General features: G+C 67.1%; 17 protein-coding genes. 13 read left to right on the top strand and 4 right to left on the bottom strand.

Annotated features, from left to right (window positions below; all coding sequences use genetic code 11):
* Positions 1–19: 19 nt before the first annotated feature.
* From AC25M7_RS05545 to AC25M7_RS05525, 5 genes are all read left to right on the top strand, one after another.
* Positions 20–232 (top strand): PLDc N-terminal domain-containing protein, encoded by a 213-nt coding sequence (locus AC25M7_RS05545; protein ID WP_028691834.1) that lies wholly within the window; start codon positions 20–22, stop codon positions 230–232.
* A gap of 109 nt (positions 233–341) precedes the next feature.
* Positions 342–758, top strand: a complete 417-nt coding sequence (locus AC25M7_RS05540; RefSeq protein WP_028691833.1) for a RidA family protein — start codon at positions 342–344, stop codon at positions 756–758.
* A gap of 97 nt (positions 759–855) precedes the next feature.
* A complete protein-coding gene (locus tag AC25M7_RS05535; RefSeq protein ID WP_241412977.1) occupies positions 856–1,356 on the top strand; it encodes a GNAT family N-acetyltransferase in 501 nt (166 codons plus the stop codon).
* Positions 1,357–1,496: 140 nt separating this feature from the next.
* Positions 1,497–3,596, top strand: coding sequence for a putative bifunctional diguanylate cyclase/phosphodiesterase (locus AC25M7_RS05530; protein WP_069017205.1), 2,100 nt, complete (start codon positions 1,497–1,499; stop codon positions 3,594–3,596).
* 184 nt (positions 3,597–3,780) lie between these two features.
* Positions 3,781–4,659: a DMT family transporter gene (locus tag AC25M7_RS05525; protein WP_486970823.1), complete on the top strand. Its 879-nt coding sequence runs from the start codon at positions 3,781–3,783 to the stop codon at positions 4,657–4,659.
* A 12-nt stretch (positions 4,660–4,671) separates the two neighbouring features.
* Here AC25M7_RS05525 and AC25M7_RS05520 read toward each other — a convergent pair whose 3' ends face one another.
* Positions 4,672–5,580, bottom strand: coding sequence for an AraC family transcriptional regulator (locus AC25M7_RS05520; protein ID WP_062359714.1), 909 nt, complete (start codon positions 5,578–5,580; stop codon positions 4,672–4,674).
* A gap of 102 nt (positions 5,581–5,682) precedes the next feature.
* Here AC25M7_RS05520 and AC25M7_RS05515 point away from each other — a divergent pair, with 102 nt between their 5' ends.
* From AC25M7_RS05515 to AC25M7_RS05495, 5 genes are read left to right on the top strand one after another with little or no spacing between them, the layout of a single operon-like run.
* On the top strand, positions 5,683–6,243 hold the full coding sequence (locus AC25M7_RS05515) for a carboxymuconolactone decarboxylase family protein (RefSeq protein ID WP_028691828.1): 561 nt from the start codon (positions 5,683–5,685) through the stop codon (positions 6,241–6,243).
* A gap of 47 nt (positions 6,244–6,290) precedes the next feature.
* Entirely contained in the window at positions 6,291–7,355 is a 1,065-nt protein-coding gene (locus tag AC25M7_RS05510; protein WP_062359718.1) for an acyl-CoA dehydrogenase family protein, read from the top strand.
* Complete coding sequence (locus AC25M7_RS05505; protein WP_028691826.1) at positions 7,352–8,173, top strand: ABC transporter ATP-binding protein; 822 nt, start codon at positions 7,352–7,354, stop codon at positions 8,171–8,173. Before AC25M7_RS05510 ends, AC25M7_RS05505 begins: the two co-directional genes overlap by 4 nt.
* Positions 8,160–9,365, top strand: coding sequence for an ABC transporter substrate-binding protein (locus AC25M7_RS05500; RefSeq protein WP_486970822.1), 1,206 nt, complete (start codon positions 8,160–8,162; stop codon positions 9,363–9,365). The genes AC25M7_RS05505 and AC25M7_RS05500 overlap by 14 nt, the downstream gene beginning before the upstream one ends.
* Positions 9,365–10,120, top strand: a complete 756-nt coding sequence (locus tag AC25M7_RS05495; protein ID WP_028691824.1) for an ABC transporter permease — start codon at positions 9,365–9,367, stop codon at positions 10,118–10,120. Before AC25M7_RS05500 ends, AC25M7_RS05495 begins: the two co-directional genes overlap by 1 nt.
* 50 nt (positions 10,121–10,170) lie before the next feature.
* Here AC25M7_RS05495 and AC25M7_RS05490 read toward each other — a convergent pair whose 3' ends face one another.
* The 3 genes from AC25M7_RS05490 to AC25M7_RS05480 form a co-directional block, all read right to left on the bottom strand.
* Complete coding sequence (locus AC25M7_RS05490; RefSeq protein WP_486970821.1) at positions 10,171–12,336, bottom strand: TonB-dependent siderophore receptor; 2,166 nt, start codon at positions 12,334–12,336, stop codon at positions 10,171–10,173.
* Positions 12,337–12,451: 115 nt separating this feature from the next.
* Complete coding sequence (locus AC25M7_RS05485; RefSeq protein WP_486970820.1) at positions 12,452–13,300, bottom strand: TIGR03915 family putative DNA repair protein; 849 nt, start codon at positions 13,298–13,300, stop codon at positions 12,452–12,454.
* Entirely contained in the window at positions 13,297–14,517 is a 1,221-nt protein-coding gene (locus tag AC25M7_RS05480) for a putative DNA modification/repair radical SAM protein (RefSeq protein WP_028691821.1), read from the bottom strand. The genes AC25M7_RS05485 and AC25M7_RS05480 overlap by 4 nt, the downstream gene beginning before the upstream one ends.
* Before the next feature lie 332 nt (positions 14,518–14,849).
* On the opposite strand from AC25M7_RS05480, the gene AC25M7_RS05475 reads away from it, so the two are divergent.
* The 3 genes from AC25M7_RS05475 (at position 14,850) to AC25M7_RS05465 (ending at position 20,549) form a co-directional block, all read left to right on the top strand.
* Positions 14,850–16,052 carry a TolC family protein gene (locus AC25M7_RS05475; protein WP_062359723.1) on the top strand — a complete coding sequence of 401 codons (1,203 nt, stop codon included), beginning with the start codon at positions 14,850–14,852 and terminating at the stop codon, positions 16,050–16,052.
* A gap of 105 nt (positions 16,053–16,157) precedes the next feature.
* Entirely contained in the window at positions 16,158–17,378 is a 1,221-nt protein-coding gene (locus AC25M7_RS05470; RefSeq protein WP_028691819.1) for an efflux RND transporter periplasmic adaptor subunit, read from the top strand.
* A gap of 15 nt (positions 17,379–17,393) precedes the next feature.
* The gene (locus AC25M7_RS05465) at positions 17,394–20,549 is read left to right on the top strand and encodes a CusA/CzcA family heavy metal efflux RND transporter (RefSeq protein ID WP_241412973.1); all 3,156 of its coding nucleotides are present in this window, start codon (positions 17,394–17,396) and stop codon (positions 20,547–20,549) included.
* Positions 20,550–20,583: the final 34 nt, after the last annotated feature.

Raw genomic sequence — 20,583 nt, 5'->3', positions numbered from 1 at the left:
TGCCAATAGGAGAAAACTCATGGAAATCGGAACACTGTGGTTCGTCGTCGCCCTCGTGGTCATCCTCCTGGAGCTCTGGGCCATCTGGCATATCATCGGCAGTGACCGGCGCGCCGAACGCAAGATGCTGTGGGTGGTGTTCGTGGTCTACGCGCCGTTCCCCGGCCTGTTGATCTGGGCTTGGCGCGGGCCGCGGGCAGTGAAGGGGCGGGCGGTGCTGCACGAAAAATAGAGGCGTTGGACATTAAAGGGGGCACGATCCGCGGTGGTTTGAAGGGCTTGACCTCGACTTAACCTGAGGTTTGATACTCGGCCGCTCATTCCATCGACGGAGCGATACCATGACCCAGCCAGCCGCCTTCGCCCTAAGCAACCCCGAAGGCCTCTACGACCCCAGTGGCAATGCCTATTCCCACGTCGCCGAAGTGCGTGCCGGCAGCCGTCTGCTGTACATCGCAGGGCAGGGCGGCGAAGACCTGCAGGGCAACCTGTCGGCGCGTTTCGATGAGCAGGCGCGCCAGGCCCTGGTGAATCTGAAGATCGCCCTGGCCTCCCGTGGGGCTGCCCTTGAGCACGTGTTCAAGCTCACCTTGCTGGTGGTCGACCATTCCGAGGCGCGCCTGAGCCAGTGGGTGGCCGAGGCCCAGCGCGCCTGGGGTGACCGAATGACGCCGACCTGCACGCTGATTCCGGTCCCGCGCCTGGCGCTGGACGGAATGCTGGTGGAAGTGGATGCGATGGCGGCGCTGCCCGAATAACCTGGCCCTACAGGGGGATAGTCCAAACCATCGTGCAAGGGCTTGCCCCACGCTGGGCTGGTAGACTCGCGATTTGCGAATTGATCGAGCCTGCACCATGACTGTCCCTGTCGAGTTGCTCCAGACCGACCCCGAGCACGCCGAGCTGGTGCGTAACCTCTACCAGTTCTACGCTTACGAATCCTCCGACTGGGAGCAGGAGGACGTCGAGGTGGACGGGCGCTTCTACATTCACGAGCCGCACTTCGCCCGCTACTGGCAAACCCCCGGCTGGAGCGCCAGCCTGATCCTGGTGGACGGCTTCATCGCCGGCTTCATGCTCATCGAGCGCAGCGAGCTGCCCGGCATCGAGGCCTGCGAGCTGGCCGACCTGTTCATCCTCAAGAAGTACCGCCGCCAGGGCGTGGGCCTGGCGGTGGCGCGGCAGACGCTGTGCGAAGGCGATAGCGACTGGCTGGTGCGCTGCTATCCCGCGGATGCCCCGGCACTGGCGTTCTGCCAGGCAGTGCTGGCGGACCTGCCGCGTGCGGTACGTGAGATCGCCCTGGATGACGAGCCGCCACTGTGCAACTTCCTGGTGACCCGGCAGCGGCACTGAAGCCTTGCAGATTTTTTGTGACGCGCTTCACAAAAGCCCCGCATCGAGCGGCATAATGCCAGCACTTCGTAATTTCGGACTGTTCCGACGTACGGTCCGGAGGTTTCCTATTCCTGCTGTGAAGGAGTCAGGTCATTCCCATGTCGCTCGCCGCCAATCCCGACATGATGTACCGGTTGTTGATCCAGAGCGTGGCGGACTACGCCATCTACCAGCTCACCCCCGAGGGCATTGTCGCCAACTGGAACCCGGGCGCGCAGCGGGCCAAGGGCTACCAGGCCGAGGAGATCATCGGCCAGCACTTCTCGGTGTTCTATACCGACGAGGACCGCCATGCCGGGCTGCCGGCACGCAGCCTGGACACCGCGCGCAACGAGGGGCGTTTCCAGGCCGAAGGGCTGCGCCAGCGCAAGGACGGGTCGCACTTCTGGACCAGCGTGGTGATCGAGCCGATCAAGGATGAACACAGCGGCCAGTTGATCGGCTATGCCAAGATCACCCGCGACATTTCTGAGCGCCGCCAGCATGAGCTTGAGCTGCTCAAGGCCAAGGAGTTGGCCGAACAGTACAGCCAGGAGATGACCACCCTGTCGCAGTTCCTCGACTCGGTGATCGCCAACATTCCCGCCAGCGTCATTGTCCAGGACCTGCAGAGCCAGCAGATCCTCCTGGCCAACCAGCAGGCCGAGCGCTTGTTCGGCCGCCAGGGCACACGCATGGTCGGCCAGTTGCCGCGCCAATGCCTGGTGCCGGCGGCCGTCGACTACCTCGAGCAGCAGCTGGCGCGCGGGGCGCGCAGCACCAAGGGCTACGCCGCCGAAACCCGGGTCGACACCGCCACGGGGCCGCGTACGCTGCGCAGCCGGGCCACGCTCTGCGACAATCGTGAAGGGCAGGGGGACTACGTGCTGTTCGTCGCCGAGGACGCCACCGAGGAACTGGCCGCCCATGCCCAGATCCACCACATGGCCCATCACGATGCGCTGACCGGGCTGCCCAATCGAACCCTGTTCCATGAACGTCTCAAGCAGGCGTTGCTGCGCGGCGAGGACAGCGGCAAGCTGACCGCTGCCCTGTGCCTGGACCTGGACAACTTCAAGAACATCAACGACACCCTCGGCCACGCCTTCGGCGACAAGCTGCTGCGCGCCCTGGGCAAGCGCCTGCGCCGCGAGCTGCGCGAGCACGACACCCTGGCCCGGCTTGGCGGCGACGAGTTCGCCGTGGTGCTGTCGGGCCTGGAGACCTGTGACGCCGCGCGCATCACCGCCCAGCGCCTGATCGAGGCGATCTGCCCGCCGTTCCATATCGAAGGGCACCAGTTCAGCGTAGGGGTGAGCATCGGCGTGGCGGTCGCGCCCGATGACCACCACCAGGCCGAGCAGTTGCTGGGCTACGCCGACATGGCCCTGTACGAGGCCAAGCGCAACGGCCGCAACCGCTACGAGTGCTTTCATGTCGAACTGGATGTCGCCGCCCGCCAGCGCCGCCTGGTCGAGACTGACCTGCGCACCGCGCTGCACCTGGGCCAGCTGCAACTGCACTACCAGCCGGTGGTGGACCAGCAGAGCGCCACTGTTACCGGTTACGAGGCCCTGCTGCGCTGGGAACACCCGAGCCGCGGCATGATCATGCCGATGGATTTCATTCCCATCGCCGAGGAAACCGGCCTGATCCACGAGATCGGCGCCCGGGCGCTGAACCTGGCGTGTCAGGAGGCGGCCAGCTGGGGCACCACGCAGACGGTATCGGTCAACCTCTCGGCGGTGCAGTTCAAGAATGCCAACCTGGTGCATACCGTGGCCCTGGCCCTGGCCGATTCAGGCCTGCCGGCCACGCGCCTGGAGCTGGAGATCACCGAGTCGGTGCTGCTGGGCAACAGCGAGGAGAACGTGCGGACCCTACGCGCGCTGAAGGACCTGGGGGTGTCGATTTCCCTCGACGATTTCGGCACGGGGTATTCTTCGCTGGGCTACCTGCGCTCGTTCCCATTCGACCGGATCAAGATCGACAAGTCGTTCGTCCACGACATGTGCGAAAGCCGCGAGGCGATGTCGATCATCCGCGCCATCACCGAGCTGTCCAACAGCCTGATGATCAAGACCACGGCCGAAGGGGTGGAGTCGGCCGAGCAGATGGAGCGCCTGCTGGCCGAGGGGTGTTCGCATTTCCAGGGCTACTTGTATGGCCGGCCGGCGCCGGCGAGCGAGCGCTTGACGCAGGTGCTGCCGCGAGCCTGACAGGCCGCAAAGCGGCCCCAGCAATCGTTGCATCACAACTGAGATCCTGGCCACTTGGGTAAAAGTGGTCGATCAGCGAACAAAATGTACCAGCTGGACCACAAGGCTTTGTCGCGTCCCCGGGTTCTCTTCTAGAATCCGCCCATGCCCCGGCACCATGCCGGGGCCCTCGCCCGAGAGCCTCATGAGTTCCAGTTCGTCGCTGTCCGGAGTCAACCAGCCACTGCGCGGCATCGCCCTGGTGGTGGTGGCCACCTTCCTGTTCGCCAGCCACGACGCACTGTCGAAATTCCTCGGTGGGATCTATCCGATCATCATGGTGGTCTGGGTGCGTTACCTGGTGCACACCCTGCTGATGGCCGGGATCTTCCTGCCCAAGGCGGGCCTCGCGGTGCTGCGTACACGCCGGCCGTTGCTGCAGACCCTGCGCGCGTTGAGCCTGCTCAGCACCAGCCTGCTGTTCACCGCCGGGTTGCAGTACCTGCCGCTGGCGGAGGCAACTTCGGTCAACTTCCTCGCGCCGGTACTGGTCACCGCGCTGTCGGTGCCGCTGCTCAAGGAGCGGGTGACGTCGGGGCAGTGGCTGGCGGTGGTGATGGGCTTTGTCGGCGTGCTGGTGGTGGTGCACCCGGGGGGAGCGATGTTCACCCCGGCCATCCTGTTTCCCTTCGGCTCGGCGCTGGGGTTCTGTTTCTACCAGTTGCTGACGCGCAAACTGGCGGCCCACGACAGCCCGACCACCAGCAACTTCTACGCCGGGTTGTGCAACACCCTGATCATGACGGCACTGGTGCCGTTTTTCTGGCAGGCGCCGCAATGGTCCCATGTGCCGCTGATGCTGGCGCTGGGTGGCTGCGGGATGACCGCGCACCTGTTGTTGACCCAGGCGTTCCGCCATGCGGCGCCGGCGTTATTGGCGCCGTTCAGCTATTGCCAGATCGTGTTCGCCGGGTTGCTGGGCCTGGTGGTGTTCGGCCAGGTGCCGGACGGCACAAGCCTGGTCGGCATCGCGGTGATCTGCCTCAGCGGGCTGGGGGCGGCGTGGATGCAGCGGCGGCCCTGAGGGGGCTGCGCCTTATCCCGCACCCTGCTGTTTGCGATAGGCTCCTGGCTGCACGCCGACCGCCTTGGCGAATGCCCGGGTAAAGGCCGCCACTGACTGATAGCCCGCCTGCGCGCCCACCTGTTCGACGGTATTGCCCGTCTTGAGCAATTGGCAGGCATGGCGCATGCGCAGCGCCAGCAGTACCTGCCCGGGTGATTGCCCGGCTAGCTCGTTGAAGCGCTTGAAGAAGGCCGAGCGCGAAAGCCCCGTGCAGGCCGCCATGCTCTCCAGCGTCCAGGCCTGCCCCGGCTCCTCGATCAGGCGTTCCAGCAAGCCGGCGAAGGCCGGCTGGCGGGCGAGGGCGACCAGGCCGCCCAGCGACTGGCCGGCGTGCACTTGCTGGCGCAGCACATACAGGAACAACAGGTGGGTGAGGCGTTCGAGCAGCGCCTGGGAGGGCTGCGGACGACGGCATTCCTCGAGGATCAGCCCGAACAGCGCCCGCGCCGCGCTGCCGGCCGGCTCGCTGGCGCGCAGCAGGATCCAGTCCGCCAGTCCGTCGACGATCAGCGACGACAACCCCGACTGGAAGTGGAAGAACCCGCACACTAGCCCCACGCCGTCTCCGGCTTCGAGGTCCAGCGGCTGCATGCTTCGGCGCGGTTGGGCACAGGCGTCGCCGGCCTCCTCGTCGCCGGACAGCCGATAGGCCAGGTCACGCAAAAGGAACACCGCATCGCCGCTCTCCAGGCGCAGCGGCTGCGCCTGGCCATCGATATGCAGCCAGCAATGGCCCTGCACCACCAGGTGGAAACTGGCCCGGCCCATGCCCTGGGTGCTGGCGTGCCAGCCGCCGCAGTAGCGGCCGACATGGAACAGGCTGGCGTCGAGCTCCAGGCTCTCTAATAACCAATCGACGAGGGGGCTGGAAGAAATCATCTAATGCAAGGACTCTGGAGCAAGGAAAGGCGACTGATGAATATGGATGCTACTTCTTATAACCAACAGACTGTAGCGACCTACATCAAAGGAGACCACTCCATGTCCGCACGCATCACTCTACACAGCCTGCAGACCGCCCCGGAAGCCGCCCGCCCATTCCTTGAGAACGCGCAAAAGAACTCCGGCTTCATCCCCAACCTGCTGGGCATCCTGGCCAACGCCCCGGCGGCGCTGGAAACCTACGTTACCGTCTCGGCGCTCAACGGCAAATCCGAGCTGACCCTGGCCGAGCGCGAAGTGGTGCAACTGATCGCCGCCACCCAGCATGGCTGCGATTTCTGCGTTGCCGGCCACACCGCTGTGGCGCTGAACAAGGCCAAGCTGCCCCAGGAAGTGGTCGATGCCCTGCGTGCCCGTGGCGAGCTGCCCGACGCCCGCTACGAGGCCCTGGCCGCGTTCGCCCGCGAGGTGATCGACACCCGTGGCAACGTTTCTGACACCACCTATCAGGCGTTTCGCGATGCCGGTTTCAGCGAAGGCAACGCCCTGGAAGTGATTCTCGGCGTGAGCCTCGCAACCCTGTGCAACTTTGCTAATGTGTTCGCCCAGACGCCGCTCAACGACGAGCTCGGCAAGTACCGCTGGCAGCCATCGGCCTGATCGGGGCCTGATGCCGGCGCGCCCGGCGTTTCAACAGGAGTAGGGACATGCTTGATCATGCATTTCGACAATGGCTGGATGCCAATGCCGAGGCCATCGACCAGGGCCAGTGCGATCCACACCGGGTGCTGGCGCAGATCGCCGAATCGCAACTGCTGCGCATCGGCGTCGACCCGGCCCTTGGCGGCTCGGGTGGCGACGTCACCGCGGCGGTCGAGGCCATCGCCGCCATCGCCAGCCATTCGCTGGCCGCGGCCTTCGTCTGCTGGGGCCAGCGCGCCTTCATCGAATACTTGCTGCAAAGCCCCAACCGGGCGCTGTGCGAGCGGCTGCTGCCCGATCTGCTGAAGGGCGAGCTGGCCGGGGCCACCGGCCTGTCCAACGCCATGAAGTTTCTTTCCGGCATCGAGGCCTTGCAGGTGCGTGGCCGCGCCGCGAGCGATGGCTGGAATCTGGAAGGACGCCTGCACTGGGTGACCAACCTGCGCCAGCACGGTTTCGTGGTGGCCGCGGCCATCGAGGATGATACCGGTGGCGCGCCGTTCGTGGTCGCCATCCCGTCGAACGCGCCGGGCCTGGAGCGCTCCGACGACCTGCAACTGATGGGCCTGCAGTCGAGCAACACGGCGGCGCTGGCCTTCCACCAGGTGCCTTTGGCGCGCGACTGGCTGCTACACGACAACGCCCGCGCGTTTCTGCCCAGGGTGCGTCCGGCGTTCCTGGCGCTGCAGTGCGGCATGGCCATCGGCCTGGCACGCCGCGCCCTGGAGGAGGCACAGGCGCACCTGCAAGGGCGTGGCGCCTTCCTCGAGGAGGCCCGCCAGGTGCTCGCCGAGCGCCTGGAGAACACCGTCGCCGAGCTCAAGCAGGGGCTGCGCGACGACCGCTTCCAGGGCCAGCCGGCCGCCTTGTTCAAACTGCGCATCACCCTCGCCGAATGCGCCGCCGACGCCGTGCAGCTGGAGCTGCAGGCCAGCGGTGGCAAGGCCTACCTGACCGCCTATGGCGAGGGCTTCGCCCGCCGCTGGCGCGAGTCGGCGTTCGTGCCGATCGTCACTCCGAGCCTGGTGCAACTGCGCGCCGAGCTGCAACGCCAGGCGGCCTCTGCATGACCGACGTGCTACTCGAAGCCCGTGACATCAGCCTGGGCTACCCGCGCGAGGGTGGCTGGCAGGCGGTGCTGGAGCAGTTCGACCTGGCGCTGGCGCCGGGGGAAGTGGTCAGCATCCTCGGCCCCAGCGGGGTCGGCAAGTCCAGCCTGCTGCGTGTGCTGGCCGGCCTGCAGCAGGCCCGTGGCGGCCGCGTGCAGTTGCGCGGCGAGCCGCTGCAGGGGCCGCATCCGCGTCTGGCGGTGGCGTTCCAGGACCCCAGCCTGCTGCCCTGGCTGACCCTTGAGAAGAACGTCGCCTTCGGCCTCGACTTCGCCCGCCAGCCCAAGCTGTCGGCGGCCGAGCGGCGTGCACGGATCGACCATGCCATCGACGCGGTGGGCCTGGGCCACGCCCGTGGCCAGTACCCGGCGCAGCTGTCCGGCGGCATGGCCCAGCGCACCGCGCTGGCCCGCTGCCTGGCGCGCCAGCCCGAGGTGCTGTTGCTGGACGAACCCTTCGGCGCGTTGGACGAGGTGACCCGGGCCGACATGCAGCAACTGCTGCTGCAACTGATCGCCACCCACAATACCGCTGCGGTGCTGATTACCCACGATATCGACGAAGCCCTGCTGCTGTCCGATCGCGTGCTGCTACTGGGCAACCACCCGGCGCGCACCCTTGGCCAGTGGCACATCGACCTGCCGCAGCCCCGCGCGCAGCGGGTCGAGGAACTGGGCGCGCTACGCATCGAGATCCTGAAAACCCTTCGGCGGGCAAGCCGCACAGCCGAACCCACTCCACCCCCCTTGCCCTCGGAGGCTGTCCATGTGCATGGATGACTGCTGTTCCACGACGTCCCGTCGCGATTTTCTCAAGCTGAGCGCCATGCTTACCGCCGCCGGTGCCGTGCCGCTGCTGTCGAGCCTGCAGGCCCGCGCCGCCGCCGAGCCGGACGCGCCCGTGCGTATCGGCTACCTGCCGATTACCGACGCCACACCTTTGCTGGTGGCGCACAACAACGGCCTGTTCGAGGCCGAGGGCATCAAGGCCGAGCGCCCGGTGCTGCTGCGCAGCTGGGCGCAGGTGATCGAGGCGTTCATCTCCGGCCAGGTCAACGTCATCCACCTGCTGTCGCCGATGACCGTGTGGGCGCGCTACGGTAGCAAGGTGCCGGCCAAGGTCGTGGCCTGGAACCATGTCGGTGGCTCGGGCCTGACCGTGGCCCCGGACATCACCGAGATGAAGCAGCTCGGCGGCAAGACCGTGGCCATTCCGTTCTGGTACTCGATCCACAACGTGGTGCTGCAGCAGATGCTCGGTGACAACGGTCTGAAGCCCGTGTCCAAGTCTGCCGACGCGCAACTGGCGGACAACGAGGTCAACCTGCTGGTGCTGCCGCCGTCGGACATGCCGCCGGCCCTGGCCAGCAAGCGCATTGCTGGCTATATCGTCGCCGAGCCGTTCAACGCCCTGGCCGAGAACCTCAAGGTTGGCCGCGTGCAGCGCTTCACCGGTGATGTCTGGCGCAACCATGCCTGCTGCGTGGTGTTCATGCACGAGCACGACCTGAACAATCGCCCGGAGTGGTCGCAGAAGGTGGTCAACGCCATCGTCAAGGCCCAGCAGTGGACCCGCGAGCACCGCGCCGAGGCCGCAGCCCTGCTGTCCAAGGCCGGCCCCAACAAGTACACCCCGCACGAGCCGGCGGTGCTGACCAAGGTGCTGGCGCCTTCCGCCGAAGATCGCGCCGGCTACATCGCCAGCGGCGCGATCCAGCACCAGCAGTGGGACGAGAAGCGCATCGACTTCCAGCCTTACCCCTTCCCCAGCTACACCGAGGAACTGGTCAAGCGCCTGAAGAACACCCTGATCGTCGGCGAGAGCGATTTCCTCGCCGGTCTGGACCCGGCGCAGACTGCCCGCGACCTGGTGGATGAGCGTTTCGTGCGCAACGCCATCGCCGCCGTGGGTGGCCCGGCCGCGTTCGGCATTGCCGAGAACTTCCAGCGTAGCGAGGAGTTCGCGGTCTGATGCGCAGGCATGTCGTGCATGGTGCCCTGGGCCTGGCGGGCCTGGCGGCGCTGTTGTTGCTGTGGTGGGCGGGCGTGCGCCTGTTCGGCGCCGCCGATGGCCTGTCGGCGCGCTTCGCGCCCCAGGCCACGCTGCAAAGCCTGGTGGAGTTGCTGGGGCAGGGCGAGGTCTATGGGCACATCTGGGTAAGCTTGAAACGCATCCTCGTCGGCCTGTTGCTGGCGCTGCTGATCGGCGTGCCGCTGGGCCTGCTGGTGGGCAGCTACCGGCACCTGGAGGCGGCGACCACGCCGGCGTTCCAGTTCCTGCGCATGATCTCGCCGCTGTCGTGGATGCCGGTGGTGGTGATGCTGATGGGCGTGGGCGACCAGCCGATCTACTTCCTGCTGGCCTTCGCCGCGCTGTGGCCGATTTTGCTGAACACCGCCGCCGGGGTGCGCCAGCTCGACCCGCGCTGGTTGCAGTTGAGCCGCAGCCTCAGTGCCACGCGCTGGGAGACCTTGTGCAAGGTGGTCATCCCCGGGGTGATCGGCCATGTGCTGACCGGTGTGCGCCTGGCCATCGGCATCCTGTGGATCGTGCTGGTGCCGTGCGAAATGCTCGGGGTTAGCGCCGGCTTGGGATACTTCATCCTCGATACCCGCGATCGGCTGGCCTACTCGGAGCTGATGGCGATGGTGCTGCTGATCGGTGTGCTGGGGTTCATGCTCGATGCCCTGGCGCGCGGGCTGCATCGGCGGTGGGTGCATGCGTGAAGTCTGTAGAAGCGCGTTAGGCCTGGAGGCGCATCCTTGCGCCCAGGGATTCAGAAGCTGTACTTGGCCGTCAGCATCAGGTTGCGCGGATCGCCGAAGGTATCGCCGCCATAGTTCACCGACTTGGAGATCGACGAGTAGTATTTCCTGTCGAACACGTTGTTGGCGTTGAGCTGCAAGTCCAGGTGCTGGGTGACCGCGTAGCCGGCCATCAGGTCGGTGACGGCGTAGGCGCCCTGCTCGAGGCGGTAGCTGCTGCCGTCGGCCACGGTGAAGTCGTTGTACATGCGGCTTTGCCAGGTAACGCCGCCACCGACCCGCAGTTTCTCCAGCGGGCCCTGGAAGCGGTAGGTGGTGAACAGCTTCAACTGGTGCTGCGGCGTGTCGGATTCGAACGGCTTGTTGACGTTCTGCGGGTTCTTGGCGTCCTTGACCCTGTGCACACGGGCATAGGTGTAGCCGGCGCCAATCTGCCACTGCTCGGTCAGCGCGCCCTGCAGCTCGAAGTCGATGCCCTGGCTGCGCACCTCGCCTGAGGCTTCGTAGCAGGCGAACTGGCCGGCCCGGCACAGGCTCTTGTCCACCTCGACCGCGCGGTTCTGCTGGTCGATACGGAACACCGCGAGGCTGGCGTTGAGCGCGCCGTCGAAGTACTCGCCCTTGATGCCCACTTCGTAGTTCTTGCCTTCGATCGGTCGCACCGGCGTGCCGCTGGGGTCTTTGTTGTCCTGAGGCTGGAAGATGTCGGTGTAGCTGGTGTACAGCGAGTGGTGCTCGTCCAGCTCGTAGATCAGGCCGGCATAGCGGGTGACGTTGCGGGTCACCTTGTAGTCGCCCTCGTTGCTGCCGCGCAGGTCGTAGTCGTACCAGTCCAGGCGCCCGCCGAGGATCAGCTTGAGCGGGTCGGCCAGGCTCAGGCGGGTGGTGGTGTACACGCCTTCCTGGTTGATCAGGTAGCGGCTGCTGCCAGTGTGCAGGAAGTCCGGTTTGCCGCCGTCGATGGGGTAGTCCAGGTCGTAGGGGCTGTAGTTGCGCTCGGTCATGTCGTAGATGCGCTTGCTGGCACCGACCACCAGCTCGTGGGTGCGGCCGAAGGCCTCGAACGGGCCGCTGGCGAAGGTGTCCAGGCCCAGCTGGTTCTCGTCGTGGGCCGACTGGTAGACCGTGCGGCTCAGCGGCTTGGCCAGGTCCCAGCGCGATTGGTACGAGCCGCGGAACAGCGCGTTCTGTTCGCTGTAGATGGCGTTGACCTGCAGCTTCCAGTCATTGGCCAGGTGCTGGCGCAGCTCGGCGAACAGGGTGTTGATCTCCTGGTCCTTGACCTCCCAGTCGGTGGCCGGGTTGTACGAGCGTGGCAGGTCCTGGTGGTGGCCGTTGAGCTCGGTGGGGATCGCGCCCCAGAACACGTTGGTCTTGTCCTTCTGGTGGGACAGGCCGAGGGTCAGGGTGGTGTCCTCGCCCAGGTCGGCCTCGGTGATCGCATAGAACAGTCCGTGGTCTTCCTGCTGCCCATCACGGAAGCCGTTGGCGTCGCGGTACGAGGCCACCACGCGGCCGCGCAGTGTGCCGCTGTCGTTGAGCGGGCTGGAGGCGTCGAGTTCGCCGCGGTAGTTGTCCCAGCTGCCGGCGGCGCCGGTGAGCGTGACCTTCTGTTCCGCCAGCGGGCGCTTGCGCACCAGGTTGATGGCCGCCGACGGCGTGCCGGAACCGGTGACCAGGCCGGTGGCGCCGCGCACCACCTCGACCCGGTCGAACATCGCCAGGTTGGGCTGGGCGCCGACCACCCAGCCGGTGTACGCGCTGGGGATGCCGTCGTACATGACGTTGTCGACGTCGAAGCCGCGGGCCTTGTAGGTCTGCCGGCCCGGACCGTTGGACTGGTTGAGGAACAGCCCCGGCGTGTACCTGGCCACGTCGTTGATACTGGTCATGCCCTGGTCGTCCATGCGCTGGCGGGTGATCACGGTCACCGCCTGGGGCGTTTCGCGCATGGTCAACGGCAGCTTGGTGGCGGTGGACATGGAGCCGGTGGTGTACGACTTCGACCCCTCGGTGGTGCTGCCCAGGCTGCTGTCGTTGATGGCCGTGGCGCCCAGCTCGACCACGGCCGGCGCTTGTTCCTCGGCCAGCGCGGGAGTGAGGGTTGCCATGCAGATGGCCATGGCCAACAGGTTGCGGGTGGGCGTGAAGCGGTGAGGGGAGATGTGCGGTGACATGCCGAGCTTTATCCTTATTGCTAGTGCTTATGAGAACAATTAGCAATAAGTGTGTCGGATTGTCAGGCCCGCAACAATGCTTTCGAATCGGAAAATGGTGAACTTTTCACAAATTCTATTCGTTTGGTTTGTGGTTCCCTGAAGCAATGCGTTTGCCACGCTGGCGCCCGACCTCCTGCGCCTGCCCGTCGCGCTGTTTGCCATGTCGCGCCTGGCCGACCAGCTCGGGGATCAGTGGGCCCTCCGGCAGATGACGCCAGAAGCGCCCGGGCAGGTGCTGGCGCAACGCGCCGGGGTTGAGCCGGGCGGGGTTGAAGGTGTGCCGGTAGTAGGCCAGCCACAGCTCGGCACCGGGGTCCTCGGCGTTGCGCGCCCACTGCCGCCATTGCTCCGGGCATTGGCGCCGGTAGTCCAGGTGCTGGCCGTCGAAGCGCACGCCGTCGCGGGGCGTGGCGATCAACCAGCGCTGGCGCCCCAGGCGATCGGCGAAATGCCCGCAGGCGCTGTCGAGGATGTCGTGGGCAGGTTCGTGGTAGGCCACCAGGTCCAGTTGCAACTGCTCGGCCAGTGCCTCGGGCAGTGGCACGAAGCGCACGAAGGCATGCAGGTGATGGGCTTCGCGGCCGACCTGGCGGATGCGCCGCTGCATCTCGCTGCCCAGGCGGTCGCCGGCGAGCATGGCGGTGCGGTCGCCATGGGCGACGCGCCACAGCACTTCGTACAGCAGGTTCCAGCGTTGCTCGCCGCGGTATCGCCCGGCCTGTTCCAGCTGGGCCAGCAGCGCCGCCGGCACGCGGGCGCGGAACGGACCGGGGCCGTCGGGCAGGGGCGTGGGCACGGCCAGCAGGTCGTCCATGCGCGCCTGGCCCCAGGTCACCGTGGCCGGGTCGATGCCATGGCCGAGCAGTTGCCGCGCCTGGTCGCGCCAGGTGGCGAAGTCGTCATCGCAATCCAGCGCGATCATCCCCACAGGCCCATCTGCACCGGTGCCTGGGGTTCGCGCAGGCGGGCGCGCAGCAGGCCGCTGCGCAGCTCGGCCTGGGCCGGGCGGTAGTCGCTGGTGACGATGAACGGGCGGGCCTTGTCCAGCACGCAGCGCAACTGGATCAGGTCGTCGTAGCGGATGCGCCGCTCGCGACGCAGGGCCACCAGGCGCTGCACGCTGCGCAGGCCGATACCGGGGATGCGCGCCAGCAGGGCCGGCTCGGCGCGGTTGACGTCGAGCGGGAATACCTCGCGGTTGGCCAGCGCCCAGGCCAGCTTGGGGTCGATATCCAGGGCCAGGTTGCCGGTTTCGCCCAAAAGCTCGCCGGCCTTGTAGCCGTAGCCGCGCAGGAGGAAGTCGGCCTGGTACAGGCGGTGCTCGCGCAGCAGCGGCGGGGCAGCCAGGGGCACGCTGGAGGGGCTGTCGGGGATCGGACTGAAGGCGGAGTAGTAGACGCGCCTGAGGCCATAGCCCTGGTACAGCGACTCGGCGTTGCGCAGCAGGGCGCTGTCGTCGGTGGCGTCGGCGCCGACGATGACCTGGGTGCTCTGCCCGGCGGGGGTGAAGCGTGGCGCTCGTGGTTCGCCGGCGACGGCCTGCTGGCCGTGGTGGATTACGCCCATGGCCTGGCGGATGGTACTGGCGCGCTTCTCCGGGGCCAGGCGTTCGAGGCTGGCGTCGGTGGGCAGCTCGATGTTCACGCTCAAGCGGTCGGCCAGGCGTCCGGCTTCCTCGATCAGCAGCGGGTCGGCGTCGGGGATGGTCTTGAGGTGGATGTAGCCACGAAAGCCATGCTCCTCGCGCAGCAGACGGGCCACCCGGATCAGCTGCTCCATGGTGTAGTCGGCCGAGCGGATGATGCCGGAGCTGAGAAACAGGCCGCTGATGCAGTTGCGCCGGTAGAAGTCCAGGGTCAGGCGCACCACTTCCTCGGGGCTGAAACGCGCCCGCGGCACGTTGCTGGAGCGGCGGTTGACGCAGTACTGGCAGTCGTACAGGCAGAAGTTGGTCAGCAGCACCTTGAGCAGCGACACGCAGCGCCCGTCCGGGGTGTAGCTGTGGCAGATGCCCATGCCGTCGGTGGCGCCGAGGCCGTCGCGGCCACGGGAGCTGCGCTTGGGGGCGCCGCTGCTGGCGCAGGACGCGTCGTACTTGGCGGCGTCGGCGAGGATGCCGAGCTTGGCGATGAGCTGCATGGGAGTGTCCGAGATAACTGTTTATTCATACAGTATTTCGGGATTGGGCTGATGGCAAGTGTTTGCGGGTGGTTTTGATTGGGTGATGGCGCAGAGGTGCCTGGCGAGAGTTCTGTAGCACCTATGAGATCGAGCGCCGCCCGCACGGCGCTCGATCTCATAGGTGCTACAACGCTAGCGTCGAACACCCTGAAAGGCCCAAATTTCAGGGCGATGCACCCTCGGCATGCTTGATTACAGAATTGTAATCTTCCCGCCACCGCCCCGATAACCACCGCTGCCTAAAGTCCCTCGCCAAAGCATTCCGCCGCTTGTCGACGAGGACTTCCGCCGTGCCCATCCCCCGCAAGATCGCCTTGCTCTGCCTGTTGCTGGCCGGCCCTGCCGGTGCCCAGGGCCTGAGCCTGGACCAGGCGCTCGACGCCGCCTTCTCCCAGAACCCGGACTTCGCCGCCATCGGCCGTGAGATCGGCATCGCCGAGGGCGAGCGCCGCCAGGCCGGGTTGATCCCAAACCCCGAGCTGTCCTGGGAGGTCGAGGACACCCGCCGCGCCACCAGCACCACCACCGTGACCCTCAGCCAGGCCCTGGAGCTGGGCGGCAAGCGCGGCGCGCGGATCGAAGTCGCAAAGGCCGGCCAGGCAATCGCCCGGCTGGAGCTCGAGCGCCAGCGCAACAGCCTGCGCGCGGATGTGATCCAGGCCTTTCATGCCGCCTTGCGGGCACAGACCGCGCTGGAGCTGGCGCAACAGTCGCAGGCGCTGACCGAACGCGGCCTGCGGGTGGTGGAGGGGCGGGTGCGCGCCGGGCAGTCCTCGCCGGTGGAGGCCACCCGTGCCCAGGTCCAGCTGGCCCAGGCCGAGGCGGCGGTGCGTCGGGCACGCACCGAACGTGGCGTGGCCAACCAGGTCCTGGCGCGTCTGACGGGCAGTGCCGAGGCCCGTTTCGACCGGCTCGACGCGAGCAACCTCTCACCCGGCCCGGCGCCGCAGGCCGAACCCCTGCTGGCCAAGGTCGAGCAGACCGCCGAATGGCGCCTGGCCGCGGCACAGATCGAGCGTGGCGATGCCAGCCTCGGTTCTGAGAAGGCCCAGCGCATTCCCAACCTGACCGTCAGCCTGGGCAGCCAGTACAGCCGCGAGGACCGTGAGCGGGTCAACGTGGTCGGGCTGTCGATGCCGCTGCCGCTGTTCGACCGCAACCAGGGCAACGTGCTGGCCGCCGCCCGTCGCGCCGACCAGGCCCGTGACCTGCGCAACGCCGTGGAGCTGCGCCTGCGCAGCGAAACCCGCAGCGCCCTGGAGCAGTGGGGCACGGCCATGGGCGAAGTGCAGGCCTACGACCGCACCATCCTGCCCGCCGCCCAGCAGGCGGTGGACACCGCCACACGCGGCTTCGAGATGGGCAAGTTCGCCTTCCTCGATGTGCTCGACGCCCAGCGAACGCTGATCGATGCACGGGGCTTGTACCTCGAAGCGCTGGCCCAGGCGACCGATGCCCGGGCGCAGGTGGAGCGGATCTACGGCGAGCTTTGAGCCTCGACCCATCGCGGGGCAAGCCCGCTCCCACGCATTCCCGCGGGAGCGGGCTTGCCCCGCGATGGGCCCTGAACTGCAACGACTTTTCCAGCAGGAGCAACAATGACCAACCCACGCAAGCTCGCCATCCTCGCCGCTGCCCTGGCCGTTATCGGCCTCGGCGGTGCCGCCTGGACCGGCACCCTCGGTAAGGCCGGCAGCGGCCAGGCCCAGCACGACGACCACGGCGAAGCCGGCCACGGCCACGACGAAGACAAGGACGATGGCCACGGTGAGTCCGCAGGCGAAAGCCATGCCGACGAAGAGGGCCAGTTGCATCTCTCCGCCGAGCAGATCCAGGCCGCCGGCGTGCAGCTGGCCACTGCCGGCCCGCGCACCTTGGGCACTGCCATCAGCTTCCCCGGTGAGATCCGCTTCGACGAGGACCGCACCGCCCACGTGGTGCCCCGCGTCCCCGGCGTGGTCGAGTCGGTGCAGGCCGAGCTGGGCCAGGCGGTCAAGCGTGGCCAGGTGCTGGCGGTGATCGCCAGCCAGCAGATCTCCGAGCTGCGCAGCGAGCAGCAGGCCGCCCAGCGCCGCCTGGAGCTGGCCCGCTTGACCTTCGAGCGTGAGAAGCAGCTGTGGCAGGAGCGCATCAGCGCCGAACAGGACTACCTGCAGGCCCGCCAGGCGCTGCAGGAGGCCGAGATCGCCGCTGCCAACGCCGGGCAGAAGGCCGCCGCCGTGGCGCCGGCCGGCAAGGGCAACCGCTACGAGTTGCGTGCACCGTTCGACGCGGTGGTGGTGGAAAAGCACCTGACCGTGGGCGAGGTGGTGGACGAGACCAGCAATGCCTTCACCCTGTCCGATCTGAGCCGGGTCTGGGCCACCTTCGCCGTGGCCCCGCGCGACCTGGACAAGGTGGTCAGCGGCCGTGGCGTCAGCGTCAGCGCGCCGGACCTCGGCGCCCAGGTGGAGGGCAAGGTCAACTACGTCGGCAGCCTGCTCGGCGAGCAGAACCGCGCCGCCACCGTGCGCGCCACCCTGGCCAATCCCAATGGCGCCTGGCGCCCCGGGCTGTTCGTCAACATCGCGGTTACCGTCGAGCGTTTCGACGCCGCCGTGGTGGTGCCGGAAAGCGCACTGCAGACCTGGGATGAACAGACCGTGGTGTTCGCCCGTACCGACGAGGGCTTTGAGGCCCGCCCGGTGAAGACCGGGCGCCGCGACGCCGGCCAGGTGGAAGTGCGCGAGGGGCTGGCCGCCGGCACCGTGGTCGCCGCCGCCGGCAGCTTCGTCCTCAAGTCCGAGCTGGGCAAAGGCTCGGCCGAACACAGCCACTGACCGGGGACGCCATTCATGTTCGAACGCCTTATCCAGTTCGCCATCGAGCAACGCCTGGTGGTGATGCTCGCCGTGGTGCTGATGGCCGCCGTGGGCATCCACAGCTACCAGAAGCTGCCCATCGACGCCGTGCCCGACATCACCAACGTGCAGGTGCAGATCAACACCGCAGCGCCCGGCTACTCGCCGCTGGAGACCGAGCAGCGCATCACCTTCGCCATCGAGACCGCCATGGCCGGCCTGCCAGGCCTCAAGCAGACCCGCTCGCTGTCGCGTTCGGGGCTGTCCCAGGTGACGGTGATCTTCGATGACGGCACCGACATCTTCTTTGCCCGCCAGTTGGTCAACGAGCGCTTGCAGGTGGCCCGCGAGCGGTTGCCCGAAGGCATCGAGGCGGCCATGGGGCCGATCTCCACTGGCCTTGGCGAGATCTTCCTGTGGACGGTCGAGGCCGAGGAGGGGGCGGTGAAGGACGACGGCACGTCCTATACCGCCACCGATCTGCGGGTGATCCAGGACTGGATCATCAAGCCGCAGCTGCGCAACGTGCCGGGTGTGGCCGAGGTGAACAGCATCGGCGGCCATGCCAAGCAGTACCTGATCGCGCCTGAACCCAAGCGCCTGGCGGCCTACAAGCTGACCCTCAACGACCTGGTCGCGGCGCTAGAGCGCAACAATGCCAACGTCGGCGCCGGCTACATCGAGCGCAACGGCGAGCAGTTGCTGATCCGCGCCCCGGGCCAGGTGGCCTCGGCCGAGGACATCGCCAACATCGTCATCTCCAGCGTCGATGGCACGCCGATCCGCGTCAGCCATGTCGCCCAGGTTGGCCTGGGCCAGGAGCTGCGCTCGGGCGCCGCCACCGAGAATGGCCGCGAGGTGGTGCTGGGCACGGTGTTCATGCTGATCGGCGAGAACAGCCGCACAGTGTCCCAGGCGGTGGCGGCCAAGCTCGAGGAGATCAACCGCAGCCTGCCCAAGGGCGTGGTGGCGATCACCGTCTATGACCGCACCAACCTGGTGGAAAAAGCCATCGCCACGGTGAAGAAGAACCTCATCGAAGGCGCTATCCTGGTCATCGCCGTATTGTTCCTGTTCCTGGGCAACATCCGCGCGGCGTTGATCACCGCCATGGTCATCCCCCTGTCGATGCTGTTCACCTTCACCGGCATGTTCAGCAACAAGGTCAGCGCCAACCTGATGAGCCTGGGGGCACTCGACTTCGGCATCATCGTCGACGGCGCGGTGGTGATCGTCGAGAACGCCATCCGCCGCCTGGCTCATGCCCAGCAGCATCATGGCCGCATGCTGACCCGCTCCGAGCGCTTCCACGAAGTGTTCGCCGCCGCCCGCGAGGCACGTCGGCCGCTGATCTACGGGCAGTTGATCATCATGGTGGTGTACCTGCCGATCTTTGCCCTGACAGGGGTCGAGGGCAAGATGTTCCACCCCATGGCCTTCACCGTGGTGATGGCGCTGCTGGGGGCGATGATCCTTTCGGTGACCTTCGTTCCGGCGGCGCTCGCGCTGTTCGTCACCGGCAAGGTGAAGGAGGAGGAGGGCGCGGTCATGCGCACCGCCCGCCGCCGCTACGCCCCGGTGCTGGACTGGGTGCTGGGCCGGCGCAACCTGGCGTTCGCCGGCGCCGCCACCGTGGTGCTGCTGTCCGGCGTGCTGGCCAGTCGCATGGGCAGTGAGTTCATCCCCAGCCTCAGCGAGGGTGATTTCGCCCTGCAGGCCCTGCGCGTGCCGGGCACCAGCCTGTCGCAGTCGGTGGACATGCAGCAGCGGCTGGAGAAGACCATCATCGCCCAGGTGCCGGAAGTCGAGCGGGTGTTCGCCCGTACCGGCACAGCCGAGATCGCTTCCGACCCGATGCCGCCGAACATCTCCGACGCCTACGTGATGCTCAAGCCCCGCGAGCAATGGCAGGATCCAGGCAAGCCGCGCGATGAACTGATCTTCGAGGTACAGCGTGCCGCCGCCAGCGTGCCGGGTAGCAACTACGAGCTGTCGCAGCCGATCCAGCTGCGCTTCAACGAGCTGATCTCCGGGGTGCGCAGCGATGTCGCGGTGAAGGTGTTCGGCGACGACATGGAGGTACTCAACCGCACCGCCGCGCAGATTGCCGCGAGCTTGCAGCAGGTGCCGGGAGCCTCCGAGGTGAAGGTCGAGCAGACCACCGGCCTGCCGGTGCTGACCATCGATATCGACCGTGACAAGGCCGCCCGTTACGGCCTGAACGTGGGCGATGTTCAGGACGCCATTGCCATCGCCGTGGGTGGTCGCACTGCCGGCACCCTGTACGAAGGCGACCGCCGCTTCGACATGGTGGTGCGCCTGTCGGAAGCGCTACGCACCGATGTCGACGGCTTGTCCGGCCTGCTGATCCCGGTGCCGGCCAGCGCCGCCGCCGGTGCCTCGCAGATCGGCTTCATCCCGCTGTCACAGGTGGCCACCCTGAACCTGCAGCTGGGCCCCAACCAGGTCAGCCGCGAGGATGGCAAGCGCGTGGTGGTGGTCAGCGCCAACGTGCGTGGGCGTGACCTGGGTTCGTTCGTCGAACAGGCCTCGCAGACTCTGATCGAACAGGTGCAGATCCCGCCGGGCTACTGGACTCGCTGGGGCGGCCAATTCGAGCAGCTGCAGTCGGCGGCAGAGCGCCTGCGGGTGGTGGTGCCGGTCTCGCTGCTGCTGGTCATGGCCTTGCTGCTGATGATGTTCAACAACCTCAAGGATGGCCTGCTGGTGTTCACCGGCATCCCCTTCGCCCTGACCGGCGGGGTGCTGGCGCTTTGGTTGCGGGATATCCCGCTGTCGATCTCGGCGGGGGTAGGCTTTATCGCGCTGTCGGGCGTCGCGGTGCTCAACGGCCTGGTGATGATTGCCTTCATTCGCAACCTGCGCGAGGAAGGCCGGAGCTTGCGCGCGGCGGTGGAAGAGGGGGCGTTGACCCGCCTGCGGCCGGTGCTGATGACCGCGCTGGTGGCGTCGCTGGGCTTCATTCCCATGGCCCTGGCCACCGGCACCGGCGCCGAGGTGCAGCGACCGCTGGCGACGGTGGTGATCGGTGGGATCCTGTCGTCGACGGCGCTGACCTTGCTGGTGTTGCCAGCGTTGTATCAGTGGGCGCATCGGCGGGATGAGGACAACCTGGCAGAAGACGTGTAACGCTATCGCAAGGAGCGGCCTTGTGTCGCGAATG

It is taken from the genome of Pseudomonas sp. P106(2024) (assembly GCF_057480815.1).
The sequence above is the reverse complement of the archived record's forward strand: the minus strand, read 5'-3'. Positions and strand labels throughout refer to the sequence as shown.